Genomic DNA, 16,935 nt, shown 5'->3' on the forward strand with positions numbered 1-16,935 from the left:
CGCGTGAAGCGCCAGACCGCGCCTCAGTCGAACATCGCTCCCAGCGCCTCGGAGAGCGTCTCCACGCCCACCACTTCCAGCTTCGTGTCCTCCAGCCGCCTCGCGCTCCCCTTGGGGATGATGGCCCGCTGGAAGCCCATCTTCGACGCCTCGGCCAGCCTCGGCTCCACCTGGCCCACCGCGCGCACCTCGCCCGCCAGGCCCACCTCGCCCAGCACCAGTGTGTGCGCCTCGAGAGGCCGGTTCTGCAGGCTGCTCACCAGCGCCGCGCACACCGCCAGGTCACACGCCGGCTCCGACAGCTGCATGCCTCCCGCCACGTTCACGAAGAGGTCGCACCCCACCAGCGGGATGTCCTCCTTCTTCTCCAGCACCGCCGCCAGCAGCGCCACGCGGTTGCCATCCACGCCAATCGCCGTGCGCCGCGCCGTGCCGTAGCCCGTGGGCGCCACCAGCGCCTGCACCTCCACCAGCAGCGGCCTCGTTCCATTCAACGTGCACGTCACCACGCTGCCCGCCTTGCCAGCCGGGCGCTCGGCCAGGAAGAGCGCCGAGGGGTCCGGCACCTCCATCAATCCCGCTCCCTTCATCTCGAAGACGCCAATCTCGTTCGTCGAGCCGAAGCGGTTCTTGTGCGCCCGCAGAATCCGGAACGGGTGGCCGCGCTCGCCCTCGAAGTAGAGGACGGTGTCCACCATGTGCTCCAGCACGCGCGGGCCCGCGATCGAGCCCTCCTTCGTCACGTGCCCCACCAGGAAGGTGGGCACCCCGCTGCGCTTGGCGAAGGCCATGAAGCGCCCCGCCACCTCCCGCACCTGCGAGATGCTCCCCGGCGCGCTGCCCAGCTCTGGCAGGTACATCGTCTGGATGGAGTCCACCACCAGCGCCCGCGGCTTGAGGCCCTCGGCCACCGTCAGCACCCGGTCCGCGTCCGTCTCCGCGAACAGATGGATGTCCGGGCTCTCCACCCGCAGCCGCTCGGCCCTCATCTTCGTCTGCCGCAGCGACTCCTCGCCCGACACGTACAGCACCGGGCCTCCTCGGCCCAGCCTGTCCAGCGCCGCCAGCAGCAGCGTGGACTTGCCGATGCCCGGGTCTCCCCCCAGCAGCACCAGCGAGCCGTCCACCACTCCGCCTCCCAGCACCCGGTCGAATTCGGCGATGCCCGTCTTGCGGCGCTCCTCCTGCTCGCCGCTCACCTCGCGCAGCCGCACCGGCTTGGACGCCCCTCCCGAGGCCCCCCACGCCGGGCGCTTCTCGTCCACCTTCGCCTCGGTCTCCTCCACCAGCGAGCTCCACGCGCCGCAGTCGGGACACTTCCCCAACCACTTCGCCGACTGGTACCCGCATGCCTGACACGCGTAGTGCGTCTTCGCCTTCGCCATGGAGCCTCTTCTCTATCTCACCCCACCGACGTTTCCCCGCTTTCCCGCCGCACGCCTGCCCGCCCTTCCCCTCGGGCCGTCCGGAGAGCGAGCGGGCAGACGGGGGTGCCCATCCCGGGACCCTCCGTCAAGTTGTGCCCGGGGGGAGGGCTCACCACGTTTGCTTCCAACCGGGGCCGCACTCCGCGGCTTCCGAAGAAGGGAGAACGGAGATGAGCATCATCTGGTTCATCGTGGTGGGTCTGGTCGCGGGTCTGCTCGCGCGCGCTCTCATGCCGGGTCGTCAGTCCATGGGCCTCATCGCGACGATGCTGCTGGGCATCGTGGGCTCGTTCGTCGGTGGTCTCATCGGTGCGCTCTTCTCGCCAGGCCGCCGCGTTTTCGACCTGCAGCCCTCGGGTCTCATCATGTCCGTGGTAGGCGCCATCGTGGTTCTAGCCCTCGTGGGTTGGGCTGGCCGGGGGCGGCGCATCCACGCCTGATGTCCGGGACCCGGTAGGGCGGGGACGCGGTGTCTTCCCTGCCTCTCCGGGTCCCTCCTTCTCGGGGGAGACGGGTGTCGTCAACCCGGGCGCGCTGCGTGGTTGACAAGGGCTGGCCATCCACGCACCGTGCGCGCTCCAACCACCCCCCGAGGAGCCCATGTCCGACTCCGCCGCCCACGACTTTCACGGTCACGCCCACTTCGCCTCGCCTCCCGCGGGTGTCGTCGTCCGCCACGACTGGACGCTCCCCGAGGTGCGCGCCCTCTACGAGCTGCCCCTCCTGGAGCTCGTCCACAAGGCCCAGACCGTCCACCGCGCCGTCTTCCAGGACAACAAGGTCCAGCTCTGCTCCCTCCTGTCCATCAAGACCGGCGGCTGCCCCGAGGACTGCGGCTACTGCCCCCAGGCCGCCCGCTACCACAAGGACACCGGCCTCGAGGCCGAGAAGCTCATGTCCGTCCGCTCCGTGCTCGACGCCGCCTCCAAGGCCCGCGCCGCCGGAGCCACCCGCTTCTGCATGGGCGCCGCCTGGCGCGAGGTGAAGGACGGCCCCCAGTTCGACAGCGTCCTGGAGATGGTCCGCGGCGTGAAGTCGCTCGGCATGGAGGCCTGCGCCACCCTCGGCATGCTCACCGAGAATCAGGCGAAGCGTCTCAAGGAGGCCGGCCTCTCCGCCTACAACCACAACCTCGATACCTCCGAGGAGAAGTACGGCGACATCATCTCCACCCGCACCTATCAGGACCGGCTCGATACCCTCGAGCGTGTCCGTCACGCGGGCATCTCCGTCTGCTCCGGCGGCATCATCGGCCTCGGTGAGTCCGTCGAGGACCGCTGCAAGCTCCTCCTGACCCTCGCCAACCAGGAGGTTCATCCCGAGTCCGTTCCCATCAACGCCCTCGTCCCCGTCAAGGGCACTCCTCTGCAGGACCAGAAGCCCGTTCAGACCGTCGAGATGGTCCGCACCATCGCCACCGCCCGTCTGCTCATGCCCCTCGCCATGGTCCGTCTGTCCGCCGGCCGCATGCAGATGAACGAGGAGGCCCAGCTCCTGTGCATGCTCGCCGGTGCCAACTCCCTGTTCTTCGGCGAGAAGCTCCTCACCACCGGTAATCCCGAGTACTCCCAGGACATGGCCCTCCTCGAGAAGGCCGGCATCCGACCCCTGGAGCCGGATACCTCCAGGTGATGCGCAATCCTGGCACTGTTCCTGTCGGGGTAGACCCTCACCCCAGCCCTCTCCCAGAGGGAGAGGGGGCGTCCACGGTGGCCACCGTTTGGGCACGGGCGGACATGGATTCCCTCTCCGCTCGTGGGTTGCGCCGCTTTCTCGAGCCCCTCGACTCCCCTCAGGGTCCCCTCGTCCGCATCGGCGGCGAGATGCTCGTCAACTTCGCCTCCAACGATTATCTGGGCCTGGCTTCCTCTCCCACCGTTCGGGCCGCCGCCTTCTCCGCCCTGGAGGTCCATGGGGTGGGGTCCGGTGCCAGCCGCCTCGTCGTCGGCGATTCCTCCGCCCACCAGCGGCTCGAGGCCCGTCTCGCCTCCTTCGAACGCTCAGAAGCCGCTCTCCTCTTCAACTCCGGCTTCGCCGCCAATGTCGGCACCATCCAGGCCCTCGTCGGCCCCGAGGACGCAGTCTTCTCCGACGCCCTCAACCACGCCTCCCTCATCGACGGCTGCCGCATCTCCCGCGCCCGTGTCGTCGTCTACCCCCACTCCGATGTCGATGCCCTGGAGCGCGCTCTCGTCTCCACCCCCGCTCGCCGCAAGCTCGTCGTCACCGACTCCGTGTTCTCCATGGATGGTGATTACGCTCCCCTCCGGGAGATCGTCGCCGTCTGCCGCGCCCACCACGCCGCCCTCCTCGTCGACGAGGCCCATGCCACCGGCGTCCTGGGCTCCCGTGGCGCCGGGCTGTGCGAGGAGCTGGGGCTCGAGCACGCCGTCGACGTTCGCATGGGCACCTTGAGCAAGGCCCTCGGTGGACTCGGCGCGTATATCTGCGCCTCCCGCCCCGTCGTGGAGCTCGTCCTCAATCGCGCCCGGCCCCTCGTCTTCTCGACCGCTCTTCCCGCCGCCCTGTGCGCCGCCGCCGAGGCCGCCGTCGACATCGTCGAGCGCGATGACGTCCTGCGCGCTCGACTGTGGCGCAACATCCGGCGCTTCTCCGAGGGGCTTCGCTCCCTCGGCTTCGCCGCCGAGCCCCGCAGCGCCATCTTCCCCGTCATCGTCGGCGAGCCTGGCGTCGCCGTGGCGGCCTCCCAGGCCCTCCGCTCCCGCGGCCTGCTCGTGAAGGCCATCCGCCCTCCCACCGTCCCCGAGGGCACCAGCCGGCTTCGCTTCTGTCTCTCCGCCGCGCACACCGAGGGCCATGTGGATCTCGCCCTCCAGGGTCTGCGCTCGCTAGGTCTCTGAGTCGTTCGCGTGGGAGGTCGATTGGCAACCCGTGGTTCTCGTTACCCTCACCCCGTTCCTCTCCCGAAAGGAGAGGGGAGGGGGGCTCGCTTCTTCGTCACTGGCACCGATACCGGTGTTGGGAAGACCCAGGTTTCTCGCGCCCTGTTGTCCCTGCTCGCGGATGCCGGTCTCTCTCCCCAGGGCTTCAAGCCTTATGAGAGCGGGTGCTCGTCGCTCTCCGCTCCCTCGGACGCCCTCTCCCTTCGCGAGGCCGCCCGGAGTGACCTGCCCCTGGACCTCGTCTGCCCCCACCGTTTTCGCGCTCCCCTGGCCCCAGGCATCGCCGCGCGCCGCCTCGGCCGCGAGCCTGATTGGAGCCTCACCCTCGCCGCCTGGGAGCGGCTGCGGCATGGCTCCGTGGTCGTCGAGGGCGCCGGCGGTCTCTTCGTCCCTCTCGACTCCTCCCACGACGTCATCGACCTCATCTCCACCCTCGGCCTCCCCGTCCTGCTCGTCGCTCGCGCGGGCCTCGGCACGCTCAACCACACCGCCCTCTCCCTCGAGGCCCTCTCCGCGCGCAACATCCCTGTCGCGGCCGTCCTCCTCTCCCGGAGCACTCCCTCCCGCGATCCCTCCGAGCGCGACAACCCCGCGCTCATCTCCGAGCGCCACGGCGTCCAGGTCCTCGGTCCCGTGCCCTACCTGGTGGAGCCTCGCCGCCGTCACGCGGCCTTCCGCAAGGCACTCGCTCCACTCGTCGCCCGCTGGCTGTCTTCCGAGAGGCCCAAACGCGCGCGAGGCCGGTAAATCGGCCTCCGGCGCGATCCAAACGCACGCGGGAGTGCAAGTTTTCGTGCCTCCTGGCCGCGAAATGGACGCATGTTTCGATCCGAGCGAGAACGCCGGGCGAATGGCGGACATCATCGACCTCTCGCTCCTCGCCGATGCCAGGCGGTATTTCCACAAGCTCCTCGATGCGCGCGGTCTCTCCTACTTCCTTCAGAAGGAGGGCCACCGGCTCTTCCACATCGAGCCGGCCAAGGTCGAGCTCGTGGTCCGTACCGCCATCCGCACGCGCAAGGGGGAGCTGCCGGACCCCCACCCCAAGGCTGTCGAGCACTGCCGCCAGGAGATCCGCCGCGAGCTGATCCGCCGCGTCGCCTCCGCCATGCTGCAGACGGGTCTGTGAGCGTCTTCTCCGCCCGGACCGACTTCCCCCGCACCTGGAATCCCCTGGCACGGGCGCTCGCCGGGCGCCGCGCCCTCGGGCTTCCCCTGTTGGATCTCACCGAGACCAACCCCACCCGCGTGGGCCTTCCCGCCCCCGAGCCGGTGCTCCTGGCCTCTCCCGAGGCCCTCGGCTACTCGCCCGAGCCCCAGGGACTCCTGTCCGCCCGCGAAGCCGTGGCCGCGCACCTCGCCACGCGCGGCGCCCGCGTCCTCCCCGAGCACCTCGTCCTCTCCGCGAGCACCAGCGAGTCCTACGGCTGGCTCTTCAAGCTGCTCTGTGAGCCCGGGGACAACGTCCTCGTCCCCTCGCCCTGCTACCCCCTCTTCGAGTACCTCACGCGCCTGGAGGGCGTGGAGACGCGCACCTACCGGCTGCCTCGTGCCCACGGCTTCGGCCTGGATGTGGACGAGGTGGCCGCCGCGCGGGACGCTCGCACCCGCGCCGTGCTCGTGGTGAACCCCGGCAACCCCACCGGCCACTTCCTCCAGGACGGAGAGCTGGCCGCCCTCGGCGCGCTGTGCGCGGAGGCCGGGCTGGCACTCATCTCCGACGAGGTGTTCTCCGACTTCGCCTGGGACTCGGAGCCGGGCCGGGTGCTCACGGTGGCCGGGCGCGAGCTGCCCATGCTCACCTTCTCGCTGTCGGGCCTGTCGAAGGTGGCGGGGCTGCCGGGCCTCAAGCTGGGCTGGACGCACGTGGGCGGGCCCGCCGCCTCGCGCGACGAGGCCCTGGCCCGGTTGGAGCTGGTGGCGGACACGTACCTGCCGGTGAACACGCCCGTGCAACTCGCCCTCCCCGGGCTCCTGGCGCATGCGCCCCGCTTCCAGGCGGCGTTGCTGGCGCGGGTGGGGGAGAACCGACGTCTGTTGCTCGAGGCCCGCCCGAGCGATGCCCGCTGGGACGTGGTGCCCGCGCATGGCGGGTGGAGCTCCGTGCTGCGCATTCCCCTGGAGCCTGGCGAGGAGGCCACGTGTCTGGCCCTGCTGGACGAGGGCGTGGGCGTGCAGCCGGGCTACTTCTACGACTTCACCGGCGGGGCCTTCCTGGTGCTGTCCCTGCTGCCACCGCCGGAGGTCTTCGCCGCCGCGCTGGAGCCGCTCGCCCGCGTGCTGGCCTCGAGCGGCTAGGGGCCGGGCCTACCGCGCCGCGGGGGCTCCCACCGCCGAGCGGGGCACCCTGCCCGTGGCGCCGAGGTTCCCTCCGAGGCCGTAGCACTCGATGCTCATCTGGCGATCCCACGAGGGCTGCTCCTCGATGCGGCTGGCCCTCCGGCGGATCAGCAGCGCGGGCAGCTCCGTCACGAAGAGGCCGTAGTAGCCCGCCGCGTCCTCGCCCATCTCGGCCGGTGAGACGCCCAGCTCCTGCTCCAGCCGTTGCAGCCCGGCGAGGAAGAGGCGCTCGGAGTCATCGTTCGAGGCGCTTCCCCGTGGCACATCCAGGCACAGCTCGACGAGAGAGCGTCCGGACATGTTCCGCGCGAGCTCCTGACGCACCTTGCCGCGGTTCTCCCGCGCATCGAGGACACGCGCCTCCCCGGCGCGCTCCGAAGCTCGTTTTACCAGGGCTGTGCTCATCGGCTCCTCCCCAGGGGTCCCAATCCGGGCCCAACATCGTCATCAGAAAGAGATGCCTGACGCCCTTTCGTGATGCTCCTGACGATGAATGCGGTGTTTCTGCCTCTTTGTCGTACAGGCGTCGGAGCAAGCGTTCGCCAGCTATCGGAAGGAGGGGAGTCCACCCCTCCCTCCAGGTCAGGCCGTGGCCGGAGGGTGTGCCCCCCAGGGCTCCAGGGGCGGAGCCGCCGCCAGCAAGGCCCGGAGCCGGGGGATGTCGATGGGCTTGTCGAGGCAGGGCAGGCCCGTGCTGGCCAGGAAGGCGCGGGACTGCTCCGTGAAGGCGCCTCCCGTCATGAAGATGACCCGCCGGGCCTGATCCGGCGCCAGCCGGACCAGCTCCTCGTAGAACCGGGGGCCGCTCATCTCCGGCATCATCAGATCGCTCAGGATGACGTCGAAGCGCCGGCCCGAGGCCACCTGCGCCAGCGCCTCCGGGCCCTGGACGACGACGAGCACCTCGCACTGGGGGGAGAGCAGCCGCTGGAGGGCCCGGGCCACCACCGCCTCGTCGTCGAGGATCAGCACGCACCGCCGGGGGGCCGTGTCACCGCTGGCCCGTGCGGGCCGCTCGGCCAGGTCGTGCGCCGTCGGCAGGCGGATGTGGAACAGGGTGCCACGTCCCGGTTCGCTCTCCACGCCGAGCTCTCCACCCATCTCGGTGATGAGCCGGCGGCAGATGGCCAGTCCCAGGCCCGTGCCCACTCCCGCCGGCTTGGTGCTGAAGAAGGGCTCGAAGATGCGCTCGCGCAGCTCCGGGGGGATGCCCTTGCCCGTGTCGTGGATCTCCACCCGGACGTGGCTCGTGCCGTCCTGGCGCGTCACCACGCGGATCTCCTGGGTATCATTCTGGCCCTCGGGGATGGCGTCGGCGGCGTTGACGAGCAGGTTGAGGAAGACCTGGCCGAGCGGCGCCTCGCTGCCGAGCACCGGCGCGCGCGCGGCGTAGTCCTTGACGATGCGGGCCCGGTGGAAGACGTGGTTCCAGGCGATCCGCAGCGACGAGTCCAGCACCCGGTGCACGTCCAGCGGGCCGCGCTGCTTGTCGTCCGGCCGGGAGAAGACCTTGATGTCCCGGATGATCTCCCGGATGCGCTCGGCGCACTGCATGCAGTCATCCAGCGCCTGTTGCTGCTCGAGGGCGAGGGGCACCGCGCGGGCCGGCTCCTGGCCCTGCCCGGGGTTGAGCACGTAGTTCAGGTTGGCCATGAGCGAGGCGAGCGGGTTGTTGATCTCATGCGCCACGCTGGCGGCGAGCAGCCCCAGGGAGGCCAGCCGGTCCGACAGCAGCAACTGCTCCTGCATCTTCCGGCGCTCGGCGCGCACCGCGGCTTCCCTCAGCTCGCGGGCCACGGCGGGCCCCAGCCGGCCCAACCGGTCCTTGAGCAGGAAGTCGTGGACGCCCGCCCGCATCGCCGCCACCGCCGTGTCCTCGCCCATCTGCCCGGAGACGATGAGGAAGGGCACGTCCAGTCCCCGCTGCTGCACCACGGCGAAGGCGGCCAGCGCGTCGAAGCGAGGCAGCGCGTAGTCCGCGATGATGGCGTCCCAGGGCCCCGCGTCGAGCGCTCGTGTCAGTGCCTCGGCCGTCTCCACCCGGGCATGCGTCACCTCATAGCCGCCGCGTCGCAGCTCGCGCAGCACCATCAGGGCATCGTCCTCGAAGTCCTCGATGAGCAGCAGACGCAGGGGTGTGGCCATCATGCACTCCTTCTCGGGGTGGGAAGCTCGTTGAGGACGAGCCAGTACATGCCCAGCTGCCGCACCGCCTCGAAGAAGGCGGTGACGTCCACCGGCTTGTGGACGAAGCTGTTGACGCCCAGCTGGTAGCTCTCCACCAGATCCCTCTCCTCCTTGGACGAGGTGAGGACGACCACCGGCAGGGTCCGGGTCTGCTCGTGCGTGCGGATGCGCCGCAGCACCTCCAGCCCGTCGAGGCGGGGCAGGTGCAGGTCCAACAGCACCACCTGGGGCCGGATGTCCGGATTCCTCCCCGCGTGCTTGCCCTGGATGAAGAGGTAGTCGATGGCCTCGGCCCCGTCGCGCACGACGACCACCGGGTTGTGGATGTTGCTCTTGCGGAAGGCCCGCAGGGTCATCAGCTCGTCATCGGCATTGTCCTCGACGAGGAGGATGACACGCTGGCTCGCTTCGTACATGGACGTGGCTCCTCAGGTTCCTTCGTGGAGGGTGAAGTAGAAGGTGGCACCCTGGCCGACCCGGCCCTCGCCCCAGACGCGGCCTCCATGGCGCACGATGATGCGCTGCACGGTGGCCAGTCCGACGCCGGTGCCCTCGAACTCCTGTTGCGTGTGCAGGCGCTGGAAGACGCCGAAGAGCTTCTTCTGGTACTCCATGTCGAAGCCCGCCCCGTTGTCCCGGACGAAGTAGACCCGTCTCGCGCCACCTTCGGTTGGAAGCGTTCCCAGCGCTATCTCCGCCTCCGGCCGCTCGCGGGTGAACTTCCAGGCGTTGCCCAGCAGGTTCTCCAGCACCGAGCGCAGTAGCTGCGCGTCCCCCCGGTCCACCAGTCCGTCCTGGATGTGGAAGCGCACGGTGCGCTGGGGCTGCCAGCGCTGGAGCTGCTCGGAGATGTTTCGCGCGAGGGCGGACAGGTTGACCTCCGCCTCCACGAACTCGGTGCGGTTGACGCGCGAGAGGGCGAGGATGCCGTCGATGAGCTCGGCCATGCGCTGCGAGGAGGCGCGGATGCGCTGCAGGTAGTCCAGGCCGGTGGTGTCGAGCTTGTCCGCGCAGTCCTCCGTCAGCGCCAGCGTGAAGTTGGAGATGCTGCGCAGGGGCGCGCGCAGGTCATGGGCCACCGAGTAGGCGAAGGCCTCCAGCTCGCGGTTGGAGAACTCGAGCTGCGCGGTGCGCTCGGCGATGCGGCGCTCCAGGTCCTCGTTGAGCTGGCGCACCTTCTCCTCGGCCTCCCGGCGCCGGGTGATGTCGGTGACCATGGCCAGTGCCCCGAGGTAGTTGCCCTCCTCGTCCTGGATGGGGTTGCACGACATCAGGGTCCACACGAGGGTGCCGTCCTTGCGCTGGAGCTTGAAGTCATGGACGTCGGTGATGCCCTTGCGCCTCTGCTCGATGTTCTGGGCGGCGAGCCGGGCGCCCTCCTCGTCCATGAACGCGCTGACGTGCTTGCCCAGCATCTCGCCGACCGTGTAGCCCAGCATCCGCGCCAGGTAGCGGTTGACGTAGGTGGTGCGGTTCTCGGCATCGATCGTCCAGACCCCTTCCTGCGCGGCATCCACGAGGAGGCGGAAGCGCTGCTCGGAGCGGCGCTGCTCGGCCTCGGCCCGGCGCTCGCCGTCGGTGTCCCGGACGAAGACCATGGCGCCCACCAGCCCCCCCTTCGCGTCGCGCAGGGGCCTGGCGCGCACGTGCATGTGCTGGCCCTCCGGCACCATGGCGTTGCGCACGAAGATGTCGGCCTCGGGCCGCTCCTCTCCGTGCAGCGCCCGGAAGAGCGGGAGCTGAGCCGAGGGCAGGGGGGTGCGCGCGTCCGGGTAGAACGCGCCGTAGTTCTCGCTCCACCGGGGAGGAGGCCCGTCCAGCGACGCGACGCCGGTGAGCTTGTGGGCGAAGGGGCTCAGGTAGACGAGCTTGCCCGTGGCGTCAGCGATGACCACGCCCTCGGTCTCGCTGTCGAGGATGGCTCGCAGCAGCGTGTGGTTCTGGACCTGGAGAAGGCCCTCGGCCAGATCATCGAAACGGGACGTGGAAAGGGGGAGGGCTGTCATGGCGTGGGTCAGGAGGCCGCCTCGGATTCCAAGGGGACGCGAAAGGCGGGCATCGGGAAGGGGGGCCATCGTGGGCCCAGGGGCGATTCGAGCACACCCCGGTCCGGACACACATCGTGGGAGCACCGGCTCGCGGCGGATGGAGCACCTGGGCCGTGATGTCTGTCTCCCCGCACGAGGACTTCCCCCCGGTGCCGACGGAAGTGTCGGCGGCAACCGTGCTGCAATCTTACACCGGGAGGCGCACTCGAAGCAGGGGGCGCCTCCTCTATGTCCGCCACGCGACGCGGCCTGGGTGTGGGTATAGGTGCGCTCGAGGCGCATGGAAAAAGAAAGCGCCCGGCGGAGGGATTCACGCCGGGCGCGCCAGGCTGCTGCGTTCGCGGGCGGGCCCGCGAGGTGTCAGCCGTGCGAGGGACTGGTCCTGCGCGAGATGCGGTACAGCACGAAGCCCATGAAGGCGAAGGCGAGGACACCGATGAGGTGGTAGCCGCTCTCGCCCACGGCGTGGTGCAGCGCCGACTCCACCGACAGCTTGGAGATGGCCGCGTTGACGCCCTCGTTCACCGAGAGGATGGCCACCACCACGCCCGCCAGCGCGCCACCGGCCACCAGGCCCGTGGAGAAGAGGTTGCCGGGGCCCAGCTCGGACTCCTCCACGTGCTCACCCTTGCGGGTGGCCATGTAGTCGGACAGGCCCTTGATGGCGCCGCCCACGAAGATGGGCGCGGTGGTGGACAGTGGCAGGTACGCGCCCACCGCGAAGGACAGCGACTTGACGCCGCACAGCTCCATCGTCACCGACAGGAAGACGCCCACCAGCACGAACTGCCAGTCCAGGTTGAAGGACAGCAGGCCCTTGATGAGGGTGGCCATCAGCGTGCCCTGCGGCGCGGGGAAGGCCTGGGTGCCGATCATGTGCTCCACGCCCTGGGCCCGCATGGCCTCGGTGGGCGTGTCCAGCAACTTCATGGTGAGGCCGATGACGATCGCCGCCGCCACCGCGCCAATCATCAGGCCGATCTGCTGCGCCCTCGGGGTGGCGCCCACCAGGTAGCCCGTCTTCAGGTCCTGCGACGTGGCGCCCGCGTTCGCCGCGGCGATGCACACCATGCCGCCCACGCACAGCGCCATGGGCTGGTACACGTCACCCGTCCAGCCGATGCCCACGAAGATGAGGCACGTGGCCATCAGCGTGGCGATCGTCATGCCGGAGATGGGGTTGGACGACGAGCCGATGATGCCCACGATGCGCGAGGCCACCGTCACGAAGAAGAAGCCGAACACCACGATGAGGACGCCCAGCAGCAGGCGGCCGAACACCGTGCCCGGCAGGAAGGGCAGGGCCGCCATCACCAGGATGAGGCCCACGCTGCCGAAGAGCACGAAGGTGATGGGAAGGTCGCGCTCGGTGCGCTTCTGCGCCGCCGCTCCAGCACCCTCCTTGAATGACGCCAGGCTCTCCTTGAAGGCCGCGATGATGGTGGGCAGCGTCTTGAGCAGCGTGATGAAGCCGCCGGCCGCCACCGCGCCCGCGCCGATCTGCCGCACGTAGGCGCGGTAGATGGCCGTGGCCGTGTTGGCGAAGGTGTGCGTCACCGGGTCCCACCCGCCAGTGCCGCCCGCGGTCGTCAGGCTCTTGAGCTCGCCCAGCTTCACCAGCTGCGCGGCGATGGTGTCCGGAGGCACCACCGAGGCCAGCAGCGGGATGATGCCCAGCCACGCCAGCACGCCACCGGCCACCAGCACGCCGGCGATCTTCGGGCCGACGATGTAGCCCACGCCCAGGTACTCGGGGGTGATGTCGCCGTTGAGCGTGGCGGACGGGAAGTACTTGTTCGTCTGCTTCGTCACCAGCGCGGGCGTCTCGGCGATGAGCCGGACGATCTTCTGCAGCAGCGCGTACACGAACGCGAAGCCCACGCCCTGGAAGGCGATCTTCGCCAGGTCTCCGCCCTTCTCACCGGCGATGAGCACCGAGGCGCACGCCGTCCCCTCGGGGTAGGGCAGGTTGGCGTGCTCCTTCACGATGAGCGAGCGCCGCAGCGGCACCATCATCAGCGTGCCCAGCACGCCGCCCAGCAGCGCCAGGGTGAAGATGGTCCAGTACTCGAAGAAGCTCGAGCCCTTGCTGTCGGTGCTCAGGAAGAGGAAGCCCGGCAGGGTGAACACCACGCCCGCGGCGATGGACTCGCCCGCCGAGCCGATGGTCTGCACCACGTTGTTCTCGAGGATGGTCGAGCCACCGAGCTTCTTGAGCAACGAGATGGCGAGCACCGCGATGGGGATGGACGCCGAGACGGTGAGGCCCGCCTTCAGCGCCAGGTACACCGTGGCGGCTCCGAAGACGATGCCGAAGGCCACGCCGATGATGATGGCCTTCGGGGTGAACTCGGGCACATCCATCCGCTCGGCGGGGATGTAGGGTTTGAAATCGGCCGACGGAGCGATATCGCTCTGGTCGATCTCGGTCTTGGCTGCTTCAGGCATGGATGGGGGCTCCCAGCGGGGAACGGCCGTGTGGGGCAGTGTTCTACAACTCCCTTCCCGCCGCGCCAAATGGGCGCTACGCCGCCGTGTCCATCCGCTCGGCCCCCACCTGGGCCCGGGCTCCCGGCGCACGCGGCATGCGGTCCAGGTTCACTCTCTCGGCCAATGGGACGAACAGGCTCTTGAGGCTGTAGGCCGTCAGGGCCAGGGCCAGCTTCGGTTGCAGCAGCACCTCCAGCCCGCCCCGGAGGTGGAGGACCCGGTAGAACCGCTCGCACGACTCCTCGTCCAGCGAGGTCAGGTCCACCAGGTTGCCGATCGACCATTGCAGCAGCTTCAACCCGGGCAGCCGCCTGCCCCGCGCCCGCGGGTAGATCAGGTCCAGGGTGGTGGCGAGCATCCAGCTCAGGCCGATGCTCCGGGCGAGTTCCTTCTGGAAGCGCCGCGACAGTCCCTGGAGGTTGCCCGGAGATGTGCGCGCCTGGGCCGCGACGCACTCACCGAGCCGCCGCGCGCCCAGGCTGATGACCGTCATGCCCTGGCCATAGACGGGGTTGAGGGCGCAGACCGAGTCCCCCAGGAGCACGAACCCGTCCGGGAAGCGCGGCATCCGCTCGAAGTGCAGCCACCGGCTCGTCGGTATCTTGTGCATGACGGGCTGCGTCAGCGGCTTCGCCCCCTGGAGGGCCTCGTGGATGTGCGGGGTGGGCAGGCCGCGGGCGAACTCCAGGAACCCCTCGTCATCCGTGGGGGGGTGGTCTCCGAAGTACCCGCTGAGGCTGACGATCCACCGCCCTCCCTCCACGTTGGCGAGGAAGCCCGAGCGCCAGCTGTCCGGCGCCCGCGCGTACAGGGCCAGGCTCTTCCAATCGTTCGGGGGGGGGGCGGGGCGCTCGTAGAAGCGGCTCGTGTACGCCAGCTCGATGCCGACCTGCTCCTCCTCCGGCCGACCATATCCCAGCTGCTCCAGCCACTGGGGTGCCCGCGAGCCGCGGCCACTGGCATCCACGACCAGGTCCGCCTCGAGCGTCTCCTCTCCGTCCGGACCCTCCACCCGCACCCCCGTCACCCGGGCGCGCGAGGCATCCGTGAGCAGCCCCTGGACGGCATACCCCTGCCGCAGCTCCACGTTCGGCAGGGCCACGGTGCGTCCGCGGACCTTCCACTCCAGGTAGGGGCGGGAGCAGAGGATGGTCTCGTAACCGCTGACGAAGCGCGGCTTCCAGGCGCCGAAGTGGAACCAGGCGCCGTCCCGGCCCATGTCGATGCGGTCGGCGCCGCCGGCCTCCAGCTCCCGCAGCAGCCCGGGGTAGAGCGCCTCCAGCACCTTCAGCCCCGCCTCCAGCATGGCGTGGATGTGGCGCCCCTGGGGCACCGCCTTGCGTGCCTCGGGCCCCTCGGGGAGGACCTCCCTCTCCAGAATCACCACCTTCTCGAAATGCTCGGACAGCACCCGGGCGCTGAGCAGGCCCGCGATGCTTCCGCCCATGACGACGGCTCGTCCGAATCCGCGCTTGCTGGGGTTCATTTTGAAGGTACCAGGGGGTAGTGAGGCCAGCTCTGGGAGAGCCTCGGTAAACGAGGATACGCGGTTTCGATTCCTTGGTGCACCAGAGAGCTGGGGAGGGGGCGGGCGTCGGGAGCCCATGGCCGCTCCCCATCCGAGGAGAATCCGTCTCCGCCCCCTTCAGGTTGGGAGAGAGATGGAGGATGCCCCTGGTGGTACAGTGTCACCGCATGAGCAAGGCGCAGTTGAACCGGCTGATCCTCAAGGTCCTCCTGGAGCAGCAGCTGGCAGTGATGCTCGGTGTGGTGCCTATCGTCTACATGGTCGTACTGATCATGGGGCTGGAGGGTGACCTCGCCTGGAAGATCGCGCTGATCAACGTCAGCTGGATCCTCCCCGTATTCGGTCTGGCCATTCCCCTGTGGCTGACGGTGCGCGTGACGAAGAACGCCCTGGCGGAGAAGCCGGACGATGTCCCGGGGGCGCGGTTGCAGCGCATCCTCGAGGCGCCGAGGCGGATAGAGCTGGGACTGTATGCCTGCTACGGCGCGTCGGGCCTCAGCTTCAGCATCTGGCCGCCCTTCGTCTATGGCATCAGCAGTGTGTGGGCCGTTCCCCAGGTGGTGCTCGCCTTCGAGCTGCTGCTGGGCATCGTCTTCATCTGGCAGTCGCTGCGCATCGAGAAGGTGCTACGCCCCTACGCGCTCGAGGAGTTCCACCGGCACCCGCAGGCGGAGCTGAGGGGCAGCGGGTTCATCTGGCCCCGGCAGCGCTGGTACCTGCCCTACTGCTTCGCGCTGTACGTGGTGAGCACCCTGACGGTGTCGGGGATGATCATCGCCAAGAAGGCGCAGACCGGCTTCAACGCGCTGTTCGCGGAGCTGCGGGAGCTGCTGCCTCCCACGGTGATGACGCTGCTGCAGGAGCGCGTCCAGGACATCATGGGCTCCATGGTGCTGCCGGTGGTCCTGGTGGGCGGCTTCCTGGTGCTCGTGGCGTCCATGGCGGCCTTCGAGCTGGCCCGCCAGCAACACGCGGGGACGGACGCCGTCGAGCGCTCCATCGTGTCGCTCGTGGCGGGCAACCCGGCCCTTCCCAGGTGGGTGTCCACCGACGAGGTGGGTGATCTGTCGCGCGCCACCGCCACCGCCTTCGAGCAGCTGCGCGACTTCTCGTTCTCCCTGGGTGAGTCGGCGCAGTTGCTGGGCGAGTCCGCCGAGGAGCTGGGTGTTTCGCACAAGCGGCAGACGGAGGCGCTCTCCACCCACGCCGCGGCCCTCCAGGAGACGCAGGTCACCGCGCAGGAGATCAAGCAGACGTCGCTGCTGGCCGCGCAGAAGGCCGAGGGCGTGCTGAAGCAGGCCGAGCGCGCGGATCAGATCGGCCGCCTGGGCGAGGGCGCCATCGAGCAGAGCCTCCAGGGGCTGACGGACATCTACCAGCAGGTGCAGCAGATGGCCACGAGCATCCGCTCCCTGGACGAGCGCACCCGGCAGATCGCCGACATCACCCAGACGGTGAAGGCGCTGGCGGACCGCTCCAACATGCTGGCGCTCAACGCCGCCATCGAGGCGGTGCGCTCGGGCGAGCACGGCAAGGGCTTCGCCGTGGTGGCGCGGGAGATCCGCAACCTGGCCAACCAGTCCATCAAGGCCACCGACAAGGTGCACGACGTGCTGGAGGAGCTGAGCAACGCCATCAGCAGCACGGCGGCCATGTCCGAGCAGGGCTCGGACAAGGTGCACAGCAGCCTCGCCCAGGTGCAGGGCTTCGGGGACAACATCCGGCAGCTCACCAACATCGTGCGCGACAACGTGAGCTCCGTGCGGCAGATCTCCGCGGCCGTCACCCAGCAGAATCAGGGCATCGGGCAGATCTTCCAGGCGATGAGCGACCTGCAGAAGATCATGGACCAGACGATGGCCAGCCTTCAGACGAGCGACGAGGCCGCCACCCAGATGCGAAGCGTGGTGTCGCGTGTGACGGGCTTCGTCGAGAAGTACGGCTGGCAGAACCGGTCGGAGCCGGCGGAGGGCCAGGGCGGCCCCGGGAAGAAGACGGCCAACGTCTGAGCC

13 protein-coding genes and 1 pseudogene are annotated in these 16,935 nt (G+C 69.4%); 7 read left to right on the plus strand and 7 right to left on the minus strand.

The window, feature by feature from the left end; genetic code table 11:
• Positions 1 to 23 precede the first annotated feature (23 nt).
• Positions 24 to 1,385, minus strand: coding sequence for a DNA repair protein RadA (gene radA / locus NR810_RS14160; RefSeq protein ID WP_257452811.1), 1,362 nt, complete (start codon positions 1,383 to 1,385; stop codon positions 24 to 26).
• Between the two features lie 212 nt (positions 1,386 to 1,597).
• Between radA and NR810_RS14165 the strand changes: the two genes are divergently transcribed.
• The 6 genes and pseudogenes from NR810_RS14165 (at position 1,598) to NR810_RS14190 (ending at position 6,628) form a co-directional block, all read left to right on the plus strand.
• Entirely contained in the window at positions 1,598 to 1,867 is a 270-nt protein-coding gene (locus NR810_RS14165; protein ID WP_257452813.1) for a GlsB/YeaQ/YmgE family stress response membrane protein, read from the plus strand.
• Positions 1,868 to 2,027: 160 nt separating this feature from the next.
• Complete coding sequence (gene bioB, locus NR810_RS14170) at positions 2,028 to 3,059, plus strand: biotin synthase BioB (protein WP_257452816.1); 1,032 nt, start codon at positions 2,028 to 2,030, stop codon at positions 3,057 to 3,059.
• A 104-nt stretch (positions 3,060 to 3,163) separates the two neighbouring features.
• The gene (gene bioF, locus NR810_RS14175) at positions 3,164 to 4,288 is read left to right on the plus strand and encodes an 8-amino-7-oxononanoate synthase (RefSeq protein ID WP_257452818.1); all 1,125 of its coding nucleotides are present in this window, start codon (positions 3,164 to 3,166) and stop codon (positions 4,286 to 4,288) included.
• 87 nt (positions 4,289 to 4,375) lie between these two features.
• A pseudogene (bioD, locus tag NR810_RS14180) lies at positions 4,376 to 5,077 on the plus strand (dethiobiotin synthase); the annotation flags it as partial.
• A 103-nt stretch (positions 5,078 to 5,180) separates the two neighbouring features.
• On the plus strand, positions 5,181 to 5,459 hold the full coding sequence (locus NR810_RS14185; RefSeq protein ID WP_257452821.1) for a hypothetical protein: 279 nt from the start codon (positions 5,181 to 5,183) through the stop codon (positions 5,457 to 5,459).
• A complete protein-coding gene (locus tag NR810_RS14190) occupies positions 5,456 to 6,628 on the plus strand; it encodes a pyridoxal phosphate-dependent aminotransferase (RefSeq protein WP_257452824.1) in 1,173 nt (390 codons plus the stop codon). The genes NR810_RS14185 and NR810_RS14190 overlap by 4 nt, the downstream gene beginning before the upstream one ends.
• A 9-nt stretch (positions 6,629 to 6,637) precedes the next feature.
• Here the strand turns inward: NR810_RS14190 and NR810_RS14195 are convergent, their stop codons facing one another.
• From NR810_RS14195 to NR810_RS14220, 6 genes are all read right to left on the minus strand, one after another.
• Positions 6,638 to 7,075, minus strand: coding sequence for a citrate lyase holo-[acyl-carrier protein] synthase (locus NR810_RS14195; RefSeq protein ID WP_257452826.1), 438 nt, complete (start codon positions 7,073 to 7,075; stop codon positions 6,638 to 6,640).
• Between the two features lie 177 nt (positions 7,076 to 7,252).
• On the minus strand, positions 7,253 to 8,818 hold the full coding sequence (locus NR810_RS14200) for an ATP-binding protein (RefSeq protein WP_257452827.1): 1,566 nt from the start codon (positions 8,816 to 8,818) through the stop codon (positions 7,253 to 7,255).
• The gene (locus NR810_RS14205) at positions 8,815 to 9,273 is read right to left on the minus strand and encodes a response regulator (protein WP_257452828.1); all 459 of its coding nucleotides are present in this window, start codon (positions 9,271 to 9,273) and stop codon (positions 8,815 to 8,817) included. The genes NR810_RS14200 and NR810_RS14205 overlap by 4 nt, the downstream gene beginning before the upstream one ends.
• Positions 9,274 to 9,285: 12 nt before the next feature.
• The gene (locus tag NR810_RS14210) at positions 9,286 to 10,863 is read right to left on the minus strand and encodes a sensor histidine kinase (protein WP_257452829.1); all 1,578 of its coding nucleotides are present in this window, start codon (positions 10,861 to 10,863) and stop codon (positions 9,286 to 9,288) included.
• A gap of 402 nt (positions 10,864 to 11,265) precedes the next feature.
• Entirely contained in the window at positions 11,266 to 13,353 is a 2,088-nt protein-coding gene (locus NR810_RS14215) for an OPT family oligopeptide transporter (protein ID WP_257452830.1), read from the minus strand.
• Positions 13,354 to 13,429: 76 nt separating this feature from the next.
• Entirely contained in the window at positions 13,430 to 14,842 is a 1,413-nt protein-coding gene (locus tag NR810_RS14220; protein ID WP_257452831.1) for an FAD-dependent oxidoreductase, read from the minus strand.
• Between the two features lie 248 nt (positions 14,843 to 15,090).
• Here NR810_RS14220 and NR810_RS14225 point away from each other — a divergent pair, with 248 nt between their 5' ends.
• Entirely contained in the window at positions 15,091 to 16,932 is a 1,842-nt protein-coding gene (locus tag NR810_RS14225) for a methyl-accepting chemotaxis protein (RefSeq protein WP_257452832.1), read from the plus strand.
• Positions 16,933 to 16,935: the final 3 nt, after the last annotated feature.

The sequence above is a fragment of the Archangium lipolyticum genome (assembly GCF_024623785.1).
In the GTDB taxonomy this organism is placed as follows: domain Bacteria; phylum Myxococcota; class Myxococcia; order Myxococcales; family Myxococcaceae; genus Archangium; species Archangium lipolyticum.

Bases quoted from the DNA above. Each gene is read 5' to 3' on its own strand.
- radA (WP_257452811.1), bottom strand. From the start codon at position 1,385: ATGGCGAAGGCGAAGACGCACTACGCGTGTCAGGCATGCGGGTACCAG.
- NR810_RS14165 (WP_257452813.1), top strand. From the start codon at position 1,598: ATGAGCATCATCTGGTTCATCGTGGTGGGTCTGGTCGCGGGTCTGCTC.
- bioB (WP_257452816.1), top strand. From the start codon at position 2,028: ATGTCCGACTCCGCCGCCCACGACTTTCACGGTCACGCCCACTTCGCC.
- bioF (WP_257452818.1), top strand. From the start codon at position 3,164: ATGGATTCCCTCTCCGCTCGTGGGTTGCGCCGCTTTCTCGAGCCCCTC.
- NR810_RS14185 (WP_257452821.1), top strand. From the start codon at position 5,181: ATGGCGGACATCATCGACCTCTCGCTCCTCGCCGATGCCAGGCGGTAT.
- NR810_RS14195 (WP_257452826.1), bottom strand. From the start codon at position 7,075: ATGAGCACAGCCCTGGTAAAACGAGCTTCGGAGCGCGCCGGGGAGGCG.
- NR810_RS14200 (WP_257452827.1), bottom strand. From the start codon at position 8,818: ATGATGGCCACACCCCTGCGTCTGCTGCTCATCGAGGACTTCGAGGAC.
- NR810_RS14205 (WP_257452828.1), bottom strand. From the start codon at position 9,273: ATGTACGAAGCGAGCCAGCGTGTCATCCTCCTCGTCGAGGACAATGCC.
- NR810_RS14210 (WP_257452829.1), bottom strand. From the start codon at position 10,863: ATGACAGCCCTCCCCCTTTCCACGTCCCGTTTCGATGATCTGGCCGAG.
- NR810_RS14215 (WP_257452830.1), bottom strand. From the start codon at position 13,353: ATGCCTGAAGCAGCCAAGACCGAGATCGACCAGAGCGATATCGCTCCG.
- NR810_RS14220 (WP_257452831.1), bottom strand. From the start codon at position 14,842: ATGGGCGGAAGCATCGCGGGCCTGCTCAGCGCCCGGGTGCTGTCCGAG.
- NR810_RS14225 (WP_257452832.1), top strand. From the start codon at position 15,091: ATGAGCAAGGCGCAGTTGAACCGGCTGATCCTCAAGGTCCTCCTGGAG.